Consider the following 13534-nt stretch of genomic DNA (forward strand, 5'->3'; position numbering starts at 1 on the left):
GCGAGAGACCGTTCGTATTTCCTGCCCGATCAGCTGCACCCGAACCCGAAAGGCCAGATCAAGCTGCGCGACCATGTCTGGCCGGTGCTGAAACCCCTGCTCTAAGCGCGGTCAGTTACTTCCCGTTATCCGCGCCGAAGATGGTGCGGATCAGCGCGCCCTGGCTCTGGGTATCGAGTTCGCCGATGGCGCCCATCATCTGCACCATGGTCCGGCACTTCTGGATGTCGGGCACGTCCTTGTTGTTGAAGTTGGCCAGACCCACCGCCGAGTCCTTGCCGTATTTGGCCATCATGATGTTGAGCATTTCGATGGTGATGCGCTGGGTTTCGGCTTCATCCAGAATCCGTTCCGGTCCGGTATTGCCGGCGCGCATGACCCGGCCCGTGGTGATCATCATCCCGTCGTAGAATTTCGGGCCGAGCGTGGCTTCCAGTTTGGCATTGTCGCTGTCGCTGACTGCGGTTTTGTTGTTTGAACTCAGGAAGGTCTTGCAGGTCGCCTCATCGTTGGCACCGACGCTCAGAATCTGGGTCAATACGTTCATGAACGCGATGGCACTGTCATCGTCGGTGCGGCGCAGATACGGATTGATGCCGTCCAGCAGGATCTCGCCGCTGATGCTCAGCACGAAATTCGGCGTCTGCGCGGTTTTCGGTTTGACCGCCGAATACAGACGAAGGCGGTTCAGCCAGTCGCGGCGGAAGTTGGGATTGTCTTCGGTGGCGATGCGCAGCGCCTCGTACTGCGCGGTCAGGGCATCCATCTTCTTCTCGTAGAGTGCGGTTTCCGCGGCATTGGCGGCCGAAACCGGGGCGGCCGGCGGCATCGGCGGTGCCGGCGAGACGGCCGGTACGGCGGCATGCAGCAGAGCGGGTGCGGACAGGCCGATGGCGGCGGCCAGAAAAATGGATTTGTTCATCGAAGGATCCCCTGAGAGTGGCTTCTATTGAAACAGAAATGCCCGGATTTGTGGGCGTGCGCTGGGCATTAAATCAGCAGGCCGCTTATTTGGACTTATGCGCCAGCGTATGCGCATGCGCTTCCCAATTGCTGCCGTCGAACGGCACGATGCGTAAATTTTCCGGTGGGGCATCCAAGCAACGCAGGTTCACGTCCACGCCGTCCGGATTCGAACGCGGAATGTAGAACGGCTTGATGCCGCAGATGCGGCAGAAATAGTGTTTGGCCACGCCGGTATTGAAGGTGTAGAGGCTGAGTTCGACTTCGCCCTGCAGCAGCCGGAACGCCGCGGCCGGCACAATCAGATGCAGAAAACCGCTCATCCGGCAGATCGAACAGTTGCAGTCTTCAGCCTCGGGCGCATCCGGCACATCGACCTCGAAGCGTACCGCACCGCAATGGCAACCTCCGGCATGGATCATGTCATTGTCCGAAATAAATGCGCATCAGTTGCGTGCGCAGCTCCGGCGGCTGTTCCGCAATCGTGTCCAGCAGGCGGTACACGCCCCGGCAGCGCAGTGCCGGAGCGCTGTTGTCATTCTGCAGGCGTTCCAGGTCATCCAGGCCTTCACGGCCAAAGCGTTCGCCCATGCGCGCGGCGATGCGCTGGGTGAACTGCTGGCCTTGGCTGTCCGGCAGGGTGCGGGGTGCTTTGCCCTGGGCGCTGCCGACAACCTGGAACAGTGCCGTTTCCAGGCCCGGAAGCATGGTCTTGTAGGGGCTCCGCAGCAGCCAGGGCGTCCGGCCGTTTTCATCCAGCCGCGCCGTTGGCGTATTGAGCAGGATGCCGCACAAGGGGGCATCGGTCTGCGCCAGCGCCATCAGCCGGCGCTGCTGCACCAGCAATGCATCCACGCCGGCATCATCGCTTCGGCTGAGATAGGCGGCGCTGGCATTCAGGGCCAGCGCTGCGGCAATAGCGCGGCCTGCGGCCGGTGCGTTGCGGCCGCCGTTGACGGCGATATATTGCCGGATCTGTTCGCGCCAATTGAGCAGATAAGCGTCCTGCTGTTCGGCCAGCAGTCCATATACCGGTTGCCGTCCTCGGATTTCCGCCACCAGTGCATCCGCCTGACGGCGCAGATCCTCCGGGCTGGCGGCATCGGCGCCCTGGCCCATCGGCAAGATCAGCACTACGAAGGAAAACAGCAGTCGGTATTTCATCAGCGGATACGTCGGCGGATCTGCCCGGGGTCGATGCTTGCCACGATACCATCTTCACGCGGCACCGGATCCTGCGCGGGCCGGAACGCCATGGCGCTGATCACTTCCCAGCTGCTGGCGATACGGCCGTCGCGGACCGGATAAGCGGCGTTGATGGCCTGCCATCGGCTTTTGCCGGCCAAACCGCGCGGCCGCTGCGGCCGGGCGTCGGTCGCACCGATGGCCTGAAGCTCCTGCATCAGCGCGCGCAGATCGGGATAATGCATGGTGTACAGTTCGCGCTCGAGCACGCTGTTGCGGAATCCCGCACCCTGCATGGCATCGCCGACCTGCTGGATGGCGGCGAACGGCGATACCGGCGGCGCTTCACCGATACCGGCATAAGCCTCGCGCAGTTCCATCAGCGTGTCCGGTCCGAAACTGGAAAACGCGAACAGGCCGCCCGGTGCCAGCACGCGACGGATATCGCGCAGCGCGTCCGGCAACGGATGCACCCACTGCAGGCACAGGCTCGAGAAAATGAAATCGAAACTGCCGTCGCGGAACGGCAACTGCAGGGCATCGGCGCAAACGCGCTTCACCGGCCGCCAGAAGCGGGTCTGCCTCGGCACCTGGCGCAGCATCGGCAGCGCGATGTCCATGGCGATCACTTCCGCTTTCGGCCAGCGTTTTTTCAGAAGGCCCGCGGCGCGCCCGGGGCCGCTGCCGAGATCGAGGATGCGTTTCGGTGCGGTCTCGAGGTAATCGGCCTGTTCCAGCAGTCGCGCTTCCACTTCCTTCTGCAGCGCCGCTGCCGCCAGATAGGAGTCGGCAGCGCGCGCGAAGTGGCGTTTGATGCCGCGGCGGTCGAATAAATGCTCAGGCATGAACGCCCTCCGCAAAAGTTCGGAGGGCATCGGCTACTGCCGCCGGATGGGTCAGGAACGGCGCATGCCCGCCGTGCTCATCGCAGCCGTAATCGCCGCCGGCCGATTCCGCAGCCGCCTGCATGGCCAGTGGATTGACCAGGCGGTCACGGCGTCCGGCCAGCCACAGGCTCGGCACTTCCAGCCGCGGCAATTGCCCGCGCAGATCGGTGGTTTCCAGCAGATGCAGGCCTTGGCTCAATACCTGCAGATCCGGCCGGCCGAATTCGAAGGCCGTGCGCTGCAGCCGGCGCAGATCGGCGCGCAGATGTTCCGAGCCCTGCGCCTCCAGCATGAAGAAGCGGCGCAGCGTGCCGTCGTAATCCTTTGCCAGATCGGCGGCGAACTGGCGGAATACCGATGCCGGCATGCCTTGCGGCCAGTCGGATCGGGCCACGAAACTCGGACTGGCGTTCAGCAGGATGAGGCCTTTGACGTGTTCCGGAAAGGCCAAGGCTCCGTGCAGTGCGAACAGGCCGCCGAGCGACCAGCCGAGCACGTAGGCCGGGCGCTCCAGGGTCGGCAGCAGATGTTGCCAGAAGGACGGAAATTCCAGCGCCACGGTGCTGTTGCATTGACTGCCGTGTCCGGGAAGATCAATGCAACGCACCTTGAAATGCGGCTCCAGAAACGGCAGCAACGGCGCGAAGATGCCGCCGTGCATGGCCCAGCCGTGCAGCATAATGAGGTCAGGCCGATGCATGGCCGTCTCCGGTGATGCGCTGCAACGCTTCGACCAAGGCATCGATCTGTGCCACGGTATGCAGTGCGGTCAGGGTAATGCGCAGCCGTGATTTGCCCTGCGGCACGGTCGGCGGACGGATGGCACTGACCCAGAAACCGGCGGCCTGCAGCGCGGCGCTCCAGCGCAGCGCGGTTTCATTGTCGCCGGCCATCAGCGGCTGGATCGCGCTGTGCGAGTCCATCATCGGCAGCCCGGCAGCTTCAGCACGGATCCGGAAATGCCGGATGTTCTCCTGCAATCTCGCATGATGCTGCGGCTGCTGTGCCAGAAGACCGAGCGATACCGCCAGCGCCGCCGCCATCGCCGGTGCCGGCGCGGTACTGAACAGATATGGACGCGCGGTTTCCAGCAGATACTGGATGATGTCGCGCTGGGCAAGAATCAACGCGCCCTGCCCGCCCAGGGCTTTGCCGGCCGGCACCACCAGAATCGGCACGTCTTTGGCCGTCAATCCGGCGGCCTGCAGGCTACCGAGCCCGGTGGTGCCGAGTACTCCGACGCCATGCGCATCGTCGATCATCAGGGTGGCGTTATGGCGCTGCGCGATTCCGTGCAGGCCAGCAAGGTCGGCGGCATCGCCGTCCATGCTGAATACGCCATCGCTGACCAGAAACAGGGTATCGGTTTCCGCTTCCGCGCAGCGGGCCTCGGCCTGCCGCATATCGGCGTGCGGATAGCGCTTCAGGGCCGCGCCGGAAAAACGGGCGCCGTCCAGCAGGCAGGCATGGTTGTATTTGTCCTGCACGCACACGGCTTCGGCATCGAGCAGGGCCTGCAGAATGCCGATATTGGCCATGTAGCCGCTGCCGGTATACAGCGCCGCTTCGTAGCCGAACAGGGCCGCTGCCTGCCGCTCCAATTCCCGGTGCGCGGCGAAGTGGCCGGTGACCAGCGCCGAGCCGGCGCTGCCGACGCCGTCGCGCGCGGCCGCCTGTTGAAATGCAGCGACCACTTCGGGATGCTGGGCGAAACCGAGATAATCGTTGCTGGAAAAATTGACCAGCTGCATTCCGTCGCATTCCGCCAGCATGCCATTGCGCTGCGACTGCACCCGCCGGCTGCGCCGGGTATGCGCCGCATCGCGCTGTGCGGCGCGTTGGCGCAGACGTTCGATCAGGGTCATGGCTCAGGCGGCGCAGCTGTCCCCGCACAGCACATCGGCATGTACGGTCGTGCTTTGTTCTTCCACCGGCATGCCGTCGATGCCGAGTTTGGCGAACAGGGCCTGGTCGGCGGCGACATCCGGATTGCCGGTAGTCAGCAGTTTTTCGCCGTAGAAAATGGAGTTGGCGCCGGCCAGAAAACACAGGGACTGCAGTTCTTCGCTCATTTCCGCGCGCCCTGCCGACAGGCGCACGACCGAGGCCGGCATCAGGATGCGGGCGGCGGCGATGGTGCGCACGAACTCGAAGGCATCGAGCAGGGTAGTGCCATGCAGCGGCGTGCCTTCCACCTGCACCAGGCGGTTGATCGGCACCGAACCCGGATGCTCCGGCAGATTGGCCAGGGTCTGCAGCAGGGCCGCGCGTTGTTCGCGTGATTCGCCCATGCCGACGATGCCGCCGCAGCAGGTTTTCAGGCCGGCTTCACGGACATGTTCGAGCGTGTCCAGACGGTCCTGGTAGTCGCGTGTCTTGATGATGTCGGCGTATTCGTCCGGACCGGTGTCGAGGTTGTGGTTGTAGTAATCGAGGCCGGCCTCTTTCAGACGTTTGGCCTGATCGGCGTTGAGCATGCCCAGCGTGGCGCAGGCTTCCAGGCCCATCGCACGCACGCCCTGGACCATCGCCGCCACATTTTCCAGATCGCGGTCCTTCGGGCTGCGCCAGGCCGCGCCCATGCAGAAGCGGGTCGCGCCGGCCGCCTTGGCCTGCGCGGCCTTGGCCAGGACGTCATCCACTGCCATCAATTTATGGGCTTTCAGACCGGTGTTGTAGCGCGCGGCCTGCGGGCAGTAGGCGCAGTCTTCCGGGCAGCCGCCGGTTTTGATCGACAGCAGCGTGGACACCTGCACCTGATTCGGATTGAAATGCGCGCGGTGCACATTCCCGGCGCGGTGCATCAGTTCGGCGAACGGCAGGCTCATCAGGGCGAGCACTTCCGCGCGGGTGTAGTCATGTCGGATGACAGCGGTCATGGATTGATTCCGATAGTAATGAGGGACGGGGTAAAGCAACCTGTACAGGATACCCCAGCCCGTCAACCCAACGCCAATGAATCTTGTTGACCAAATAGGCAAGCTCCTGAATTACGGATTGTTTCCGCCGATCTGCCGGCTGTGCGGCAATGCCGGCCTGCCGGATTGGGATCTGTGTCTGCATTGCCATCGGGTTCTGCCCCGCCGGCCGGCGCCCAAGCTGTTCGGGGAGGGTTTGGTACTGGCCGGTTTCGATTACAGCACGCCGATCGATGGCCTGATCCGGCATTTCAAATTCCATGGCCAGCTCGATGCCGGCCATCTGCTGGCACGCCTGTGCGAGCCGGTGTTCGAGGACAGCCGGCCCATGGCCTTGGTCCCGGTGCCCTTGCACCTCCGCCGGCTGCGCCAGCGCGGCTTCAACCAATCGCTTGAGTTGGCCCGTTACTGGGGTCGGCGCCGCGCCTTGCCGGTTCTGTCCGGGGCATTGGTGCGCCATCGGGAAACCGCAGTGCAATCGTCATTGTCCGCGGCAGAGCGCGAAACGAATGTGCAGGGTGCTTTCCGGATTGAACAGCCCTTGCCGGCGCATGTGGCGCTGGTCGACGACGTGTTCACCACCGGCGCCACCTGCGGCGCGGCGCGGGATGCCCTGCTTGCGGCCGGCGTAAAGCGCGTGGATGTCTGGTGTCTGGCGCGCGTGCCCTGAGGCCTGCCGAAACGAAAAGGGCGGCCGAAGCCGCCCTTGGTCAGCGCATGGACTGATTACTGACGGCGGATCGGTCCTTTGTTTTGTGCATCGGAATCATACCAGCTGCTTTCGTTCTGGATGCGCGGATCGCCCTGGATGGTGTAGGTGATGAAGCCGACCTTGAACACCAGGGCGCCGTCGCTGAGCTTGGCGGCGACCGGCTTGCCGTTGACGGTTACTTTGTTGTTCTTGTCGATACGGATGGTGGCAACGAGCTGTTTGGTCTGCGCATTCTTGGCAACCCAGGTTCCGGCGTACGTGGAAGCTGCCGCTGCCGGCGCGGCGGTGCCGAACCCGGCCTTGGCATTTTCGGCCTTGGTCTTGTTGATGTCGCAGCCCTGCAGTTCGCTGGCCTGGGTGCAACCCGAGCGCTCCAGCTTCTTGGCATAGGCCGGATCGATGGCCTGTGCGGCGGTGCTCGCCAGCAGCAGGGCGGCAGCGAGAATCAGTTGGTTTTTCATGATGGAAGTTCCCTTGAATATGGTGAGAGGCGGCGGTTCCGGCTCGACCGGTCAGGCATCGGTGTTCCTGAGCGCTTAGCCGCACCTATAAGATGACACAAAATATGTTAAATCAGTGTCAATACGAAGCCGATGAACACCAGCAGGCCGACCCATTGGTTGCTCAGGAAGGCGCGGAAACAGTCCTCCCGGTGGCGCAGGGCCGCGATCTTGAATTGCCAGAGAATCACCACGCCGGCCAGGGCCACGCAGATGAAATACGGCAGACTGAAATGGTATTGCCGGCCGAGCAGTACCAGGCTCGTTAAAAAACCGGCCTGCATCAGGCCAATGGCAAGCAGATCCATGTCGCCGAGGAAAATGGCCAACGACCTGGCGCCGGCTTTCAGGTCGTCCTCGCGGTCGACCATGGCATACCATGTGTCGTAGGCCGTGGTCCACAGCAGATTGGCCAGAAACAGCAGCCAGGCGCCTTGCGGAATCCGGCCTTGCACCGCCGCAAAGGCCATCGGAATGCCCCAGCCGAACGCGACGCCGAGATAGACCTGCGGAAAATAGGTGTGCCGTTTCAGATACGGATAGGTCGCGGCCAGCACCGCTCCGACGAGACTGAGCCCAATGGTGAGCGTGTTGGTCAGCAGCACCAGTCCGAATGCGGCCAGCATCATCAGCACGAAGGCGGCCAGCGCTTCACGCCCGCTGAGGGCGCCGCGCGCCAAGGGCCGGCTCCGTGTGCGCTCTACTTGGGGATCCAGCCAACGGTCCGCATAGTCGTTGATGATGCAGCCGGCCGAGCGGGTGAGCCAGACCCCCGCCGCGAAAATCAGCAGCAGTTCCGTCGGCGGAAACCCTTCGGCGGCCAGCCACAAGGCCCACAGGGTCGGCCACAGCAGCAACAAGGTGCCGACCGGACGGTCACCGCGGATCAATTGCCAATAGGCTCTGGCTTTCGGGGTGTGCGGCGATGCGTCAGGGTTCATGCCAATAGTGTAACGGATGCCCGGCTTGCTTTTGCCGGCGCCATTGCTGATGATGGAACAAATCCGTGCGCGCTGCCATGTCCGATATCGAAATCCCCGAATCCTTCCAAGACCGGCCGTATGCCGCGCGCCATTTCCGGCACATTGCGCGGTGGGCGCGGCAGAGCGCTCCGTTTTACCGGAATTTTCTTGCCGGCGGCGGCGTGCCGCCGCTGCTGACCCGCGAAATCCTGCAGGCCCACAACGACGCGCTGCTGGACGGACGTCCGGTTACCGGCAAAACTTCGGGCGCGACCTCGGTGCCGGTGCGCGTGCATTGGGGTGCGCCGCGCAGCCGCCTGGATCTGAAGGACAATCTGGCCTATGCCGGCTGGTACGGCGGCGTACTGGAACACGTGAAGATCGTGGCCTTGAGCGCGCATGAAAAGAAGGACAACAGTTTCGAGGTCGCCAGTCCGGTAACGGAACAGCTTGCGTTTTTGCACGAACGCATTCACCGGCACGGCGCGAAATCGCTGATCAGCTACCCGACCAACCTCGTGCAGCTGGCCGTGCATCTGCAGCAGAGCGGACAGACGGTTCCCGAACTGGAGCGGCTGGTGTGCATGTCGGAACTGTTCGAGCCCAGTCAGGAGGCCTGCATTGCCGCAGTGTTTCCGAATGCCCGCATTGCCGCCACCTATTCCTGCACCGAAACCGGCATGATCGCGGGACGCTGCCCGCACAATCCGGACAACTACCACATCATGGCGCACAAGCTCGGGGTCGAGTTCCTGAATGCCGGGGGCCGGCCCTGCAAGGAAGGCGAAGTCGGCCAGATCGTGATTACCGATTACTTCAACCGCGCGATGCCGTTCATCCGCTATGCCATCGGCGATCTGGCGGCGCCGGTGCACTGCGATTGCGGAAAAATCGATCTGCCGGCGCTGACCCGGTTGCTCGGCAAGCAGCGCGGCCTGCTGCGCCATCCGGACGGGCATTATGTGTTCAGTACCGAACTCTCGCCGCATATCCGGGATTCCGTCGAAGTCCGTCAGTACCAGGTCATTCAGGAGCGTCCCGCCCGTTTCCTGTTGCGGGTGATCGCCCGTGATGGCGCCGATGCGGCGGCATTCGAATCCCGCATGCGGGAATTGTTCGCGGCGCATTTCGGCGCCGGTACCGAAATGGCGTTCGACTGGTGCACGGAAATTCCGCGTCTGCCCGGCGGCAAATACATGGAATTCGTCGGCCTGAAGGATCCGGCATGAGTGCGGTCTGGATTCCGGAAACCTTCCGCGACCGGCCCTATGCCGCCGCGCACTTCGCGCGCATCGTGCAGTGGGCGCAAACCCATCATCCGTTCTACCGGCGCTTCCATACCGACATTACCCGGCCGCTTCCGGTGATCACCCGGGCCATGGTGCAGGAACACAATGATCTGCTGCTGAACGGCCACCCCGGACTTGGACATACCTCCGGATCCACCTCGATGCCGGTGCGGGTGTCCTGGCAGCCGGGGCGCGGCACGCTTGAAGCCGAGGACACGGCGCGCCTGATCCGTTGGTATGGCGGGCCGATGGTGCATATGAAGATTGTGGCGCTGGCCACCCATGTCGCCAACGACCACACCCTGGAAGTCGATTCGCCGCTTGATGTGCAGATCGCCTTCATCAAGGACCAGCATGCACGGCGCGGCGCGGTCTCGCTGATTTCCTATCCGACCAATCTCGAGCGCCTGTGCCGGCATCTGCTCGAGCGCGGCGAAACCCTGCCGTTCATCCGCCGAATCACCGCCATGTCGGAAGCCTACGATGAGCACATGGACGACCTGCTGCGGCAGGCCTTTCCGAACGCCGTGCCGATCGTCACCTACAGTTCGGTTGAACTCGGCATGATCGCCCTGCGCTGTCCGCACAATCCCGACAACTACCACATCATGGCGCACAAACTCGGGGTCGAGATTCTCGACGCCGCCGGCAATGCCTGTCCGCCGGGCGCGCCTGGGCAGGTGGTGGTCACCGACTACTTCAACCAACACAGCACACTGATCCGCTATGCGCTCGGCGATCTGGCCGAGAACGCGGTGTGCGACTGCGGCCGCATCGGTCTGCCGGCCATCACACGCATCGCCGGCAAGATGCGCGGTCTGCTGCGCCGGGCCGACGGCAGCCAGATGTTGTTCACCAGCCTGTCGTCCAGCTTCCGGGATTCCCCGGAAATCCGCCAGTTCCAGGTGCTGCAGGAGCAGATCCACCGATTCACCATCCGTGCGGTGCCGCGCGGAACGCCGGATCTTGCCCCGTTCGAAGCGCGCATCCGTGCCCGTTTCATCGCCGAGTTCGGGCCGGAAACGCAATTGGCGTTCAATTATATGGACAGCATTCCGCGATCGCCCGGCGGCAAGTATTTCGCAGCCATCTGCGCCATTCCCGGGGTGACCCTATGAGCGGAGTCGTCGAATACCCGCGCGAAGCCATCGCCTTGGCCTTGGCCGAAGCGCCAACGCTGTGCACCGGCAATCCGTTCGGGGATTGCAGCTGGTATCACGCCAGTTGGCCGGTACTGAAAGGACTTGGCGTGTTCGTCAGCCTGAAATCGGACGACGATTTCCTGTTGCCGCAGCTGAAAGCCGCCCTTGCCGGCGGTGCCCGCCGGATTCTGATTTCAGGGACCGCCGATGCCGGCATGCTGGCGCGCATCGCCGCCTGCCGGGATGCCGCCCCGGACGGCCTGGACATCACCGTGCTGGACTGCTGCCCGACGCCGCTGGCCTTGTGCCGTCAGTATGCGGCGCTTGCCGGATTGCCGCTCCGTACCGTTCAGGCCGATATTCTTGCTTATCAGGAAGCGGGAGGCGGCTACGATCTGATCTGCACCCATTCGTTCCTGACCTTTTTCGATGCCGGGCAACGCCTGCAGCTGGTCAGCCGGTGGCACGAGTTGCTTAAGCCCGGGGGAGCGGTCATGACCGCGCAACGGGTGCGGCCCGATGAAACGGCATTGATTACCCGCTATCCGCCGGAAGAAGTGCATGCGCTGCAGGACAAGGCCGAGCGAATGGCCCGCCAAAACGGATCCGCGCTAGGTGTGGATGCGGATCTGGCGCGACACAGCGCCTGGCTTTACGGTGCCCACCATCAGACGCATCTGATTGCCGACGCCGCCGAACTGCGTGCGCCCTTTGATGCCGCAGGTTTCAATCTTCTGCATTTCGCCCCGCCGCCGGATGATGCGCCGGTGGCCGATGTGCCCGGGGCTCCGGGTAATGCCCAAGCCGTGCGTTGGCGGATTTTTGCGCAAAAAGTGGGCTAAATGAGAGATACCTCACGTTTTGGAGGGTCCCGCAGTAAAAAAGTTCCGCGCATTTTTTGACCTGAATCAAGTACGTCCCTCCCGACGGATAAAAATTATCCACAGGAAAACACTGATTTGACGCATGTTTCACGAAAATGTGTGAAACAAATCACAAAAAGGGATGAAAAATCATCCTTGACATTCAGGTTTGTGAAATAACATATCAGAATAAGCTTATTGACATCGGCATTCATGGGGCGTTCACTGTACGGGCAAAGTACCCGTTTCCCCGTTTTGTGGGCAGGGGTGCCGGCGAAATTTCCGTGGTGTTTTTCAGGGATGTCAACGAATTGGTCACAATTCCGCTGTAGTTTCTGAAGCGCACCGCACGACTGTTCAACCGAATTCATTTTCACCTAAGGGGATGCACCCATGACACGCAAGTCAAAAGCCCGTTACAACCTGAACCGTACCTACAAAGTCAGCCAGACCGTCAAAGCGCTGCGACGCGCGCTTGCGCTGGGCTTGGCCACCGCGGTAGTTGCGCCGGCGGCACAGGCGGGCACCTGCATCAGCGTCATCAATGACGTGTTCTGCTTCGGCGACTTCGGTGACGACACGCTGGATTCTTGGACTTCGGGTGAGTTGGCGGTCTATGACACCTTCGATCCTGCAACTGTCGAAATGGATGGTTCCATCTACACCGACAATACCGAGGGCATGGTGGTCTGGAACAATAACGATTTGACTTTCATCAATGATGGTTTCGTGATTGTCAATGACAGCGGCGCTCAATACAACAGTTACAACAGGGTCGGCGTTTACGCCGAGTCCTTCCAAGGCGATGTGTCCTTCGAGAATACCGGTGTGATTGCTGTCGTTGAAGACAGTGGTAACTGGGGGTCGAGCTTCACAGTCGGTGCCCGGATTGAGGCAGCACAGGACATTACCGTCACCAATAGCAGTTTCATCGCTTCGGACAACGACGGCGGCTTCTCCGCCGGCCTGCAGGCCGTATCCTACGGCGGTGGCAGCATCAGCATCACCAACAGTGCCACCGGCGACATCGGCGCTGAAGCCAATAATTTCGGTAATGCTGTTGCGCTGGGTGTTTACGGCGGTGGCGGCACCATTACTGTTTCCAACGCGGGCGACATCGGCGCCTCCGCTGTTGATGATTACGGCTCTGCATTCGGTGTACGCACCTTTAATGGTAACACCACCATCACCGCCAGCGGCACCAGCGAAATCAATGTGCAAGGCTACGATGCATTCGGTATCTCTGCCACCGTATACGGCGGACAAACCGTTGACATCAGCAACGCCGGCCTGATTGAAACCGATGCTTTTGATGACGCCTATGGTATCCGCGTGAGTCAATCCGGCTACGGCAACGTCAGTGTGACCAACTCTGGAACCATCGACAGTTATACGGCCAATGACTGGGCGGCTGGTATTTCCGTGTATGCCAACACTGGCGATGTGACGGTAACCAATAGTCAATACGGCACGATCTTGGTCGATGGTGGCCAGGATTCAGCGGGTATCAGCGTGCGCTCCGATACCGGCGATGTCACCGTCAGCAATGCCGGAAGTATCTACAGCACCTCCAGCTATGCCTATGGCATTTACATCTACGGCGCCGACAACAACACCATCACCGTCACCAATTCCGGTGAAATCAATTCCGACGGAGGCACCAATGCCGTCGGCATCGACATTCAAGGCGATGGCATCACCGTCGACGTCACCAACACCGGCGACATCTACGCCAACGACGGCAGCCGTTACAACATCGGTATCCGGATCGATGCCACCAACAATGGTCCGACCAGCTACGGCTCGATTACCGTCAGCAATACCGGCGGCCGGATTGAGGCAGGCAAATACAGCGGCGGCAGCTATGGGGCCGCGATCGGCATCGAAACCTTCGCCAACGGCGATATCACCGTCACCAACAGCGGCTCCGATGCCCTGGGTTACGGAAGCATTGTCGCCGTCTCGGATGACAGCGGCCGCGCCACCGGCATCAGCGCCTATTCCGAAAACGGCAATATCAGCATCAGCAACACCGGCGGCAAATACGCCGGCGTGGTTGCCTCCTCCGGTTTTGATGTGTCCCCTTACGGCTTTGCCGAAGCGGTCGCCATCG

Annotated in this window: 14 protein-coding genes; 5 read left to right on the forward strand and 9 right to left on the reverse strand. The window is 62.1% G+C overall.

Annotated features, from left to right (window positions below):
• Positions 1–115 precede the first annotated feature (115 nt).
• The 7 genes from Q0W88_RS08250 to bioB form a co-directional block, all read right to left on the reverse strand.
• Complete coding sequence (locus Q0W88_RS08250; protein ID WP_297802026.1) at positions 116–922, reverse strand: hypothetical protein; 807 nt, start codon at positions 920–922, stop codon at positions 116–118.
• 85 nt (positions 923–1007) lie between these two features.
• Positions 1008–1385: a GFA family protein gene (locus Q0W88_RS08255; RefSeq protein WP_297802028.1), complete on the reverse strand. Its 378-nt coding sequence runs from the start codon at positions 1383–1385 to the stop codon at positions 1008–1010.
• 1 nt (position 1386) lies between these two features.
• On the reverse strand, positions 1387–2127 hold the full coding sequence (locus Q0W88_RS08260) for a hypothetical protein (RefSeq protein ID WP_297802029.1): 741 nt from the start codon (positions 2125–2127) through the stop codon (positions 1387–1389).
• Positions 2127–2993, reverse strand: a complete 867-nt coding sequence (bioC, locus tag Q0W88_RS08265; RefSeq protein WP_297802031.1) for a malonyl-ACP O-methyltransferase BioC — start codon at positions 2991–2993, stop codon at positions 2127–2129. The genes Q0W88_RS08260 and bioC overlap by 1 nt, the downstream gene beginning before the upstream one ends.
• On the reverse strand, positions 2986–3735 hold the full coding sequence (gene bioH / locus Q0W88_RS08270; protein ID WP_297802033.1) for a pimeloyl-ACP methyl ester esterase BioH: 750 nt from the start codon (positions 3733–3735) through the stop codon (positions 2986–2988). Before bioH ends, bioC begins: the two co-directional genes overlap by 8 nt.
• A complete protein-coding gene (gene bioF, locus Q0W88_RS08275) occupies positions 3722–4900 on the reverse strand; it encodes an 8-amino-7-oxononanoate synthase (protein WP_297802036.1) in 1179 nt (392 codons plus the stop codon). Before bioF ends, bioH begins: the two co-directional genes overlap by 14 nt.
• 3 nt (positions 4901–4903) lie before the next feature.
• On the reverse strand, positions 4904–5914 hold the full coding sequence (gene bioB, locus Q0W88_RS08280; protein WP_297802038.1) for a biotin synthase BioB: 1011 nt from the start codon (positions 5912–5914) through the stop codon (positions 4904–4906).
• 76 nt (positions 5915–5990) lie between these two features.
• On the opposite strand from bioB, the gene Q0W88_RS08285 reads away from it, so the two are divergent.
• Positions 5991–6623, forward strand: a complete 633-nt coding sequence (locus tag Q0W88_RS08285; RefSeq protein WP_297802040.1) for a ComF family protein — start codon at positions 5991–5993, stop codon at positions 6621–6623.
• A 56-nt stretch (positions 6624–6679) separates the two neighbouring features.
• Here the strand turns inward: Q0W88_RS08285 and Q0W88_RS08290 are convergent, their stop codons facing one another.
• Positions 6680–7126 (reverse strand): hypothetical protein, encoded by a 447-nt coding sequence (locus tag Q0W88_RS08290; RefSeq protein WP_297802044.1) that lies wholly within the window; start codon positions 7124–7126, stop codon positions 6680–6682.
• 107 nt (positions 7127–7233) lie between these two features.
• The gene (ubiA, locus tag Q0W88_RS08295) at positions 7234–8106 is read right to left on the reverse strand and encodes a 4-hydroxybenzoate octaprenyltransferase (RefSeq protein ID WP_297802046.1); all 873 of its coding nucleotides are present in this window, start codon (positions 8104–8106) and stop codon (positions 7234–7236) included.
• A gap of 65 nt (positions 8107–8171) precedes the next feature.
• Between ubiA and Q0W88_RS08300 the strand changes: the two genes are divergently transcribed.
• From Q0W88_RS08300 to Q0W88_RS08315, 4 genes are all read left to right on the forward strand, one after another.
• A complete protein-coding gene (locus Q0W88_RS08300; RefSeq protein WP_297802049.1) occupies positions 8172–9356 on the forward strand; it encodes a hypothetical protein in 1185 nt (394 codons plus the stop codon).
• Positions 9353–10534, forward strand: coding sequence for a hypothetical protein (locus Q0W88_RS08305; protein WP_297802052.1), 1182 nt, complete (start codon positions 9353–9355; stop codon positions 10532–10534). The genes Q0W88_RS08300 and Q0W88_RS08305 overlap by 4 nt, the downstream gene beginning before the upstream one ends.
• A complete protein-coding gene (locus tag Q0W88_RS08310; protein ID WP_297802055.1) occupies positions 10531–11400 on the forward strand; it encodes a class I SAM-dependent methyltransferase in 870 nt (289 codons plus the stop codon). Before Q0W88_RS08305 ends, Q0W88_RS08310 begins: the two co-directional genes overlap by 4 nt.
• 414 nt (positions 11401–11814) lie before the next feature.
• Positions 11815–13534, forward strand: a 1720-nt coding sequence (locus tag Q0W88_RS08315) for a hypothetical protein (protein WP_297802058.1), incomplete at its 3' end; no start/stop codon positions are given.

This window comes from Arenimonas sp. GDDSR-1 (assembly GCF_025980345.1).
Lineage (GTDB): Bacteria > Pseudomonadota > Gammaproteobacteria > Xanthomonadales > Xanthomonadaceae > Arenimonas.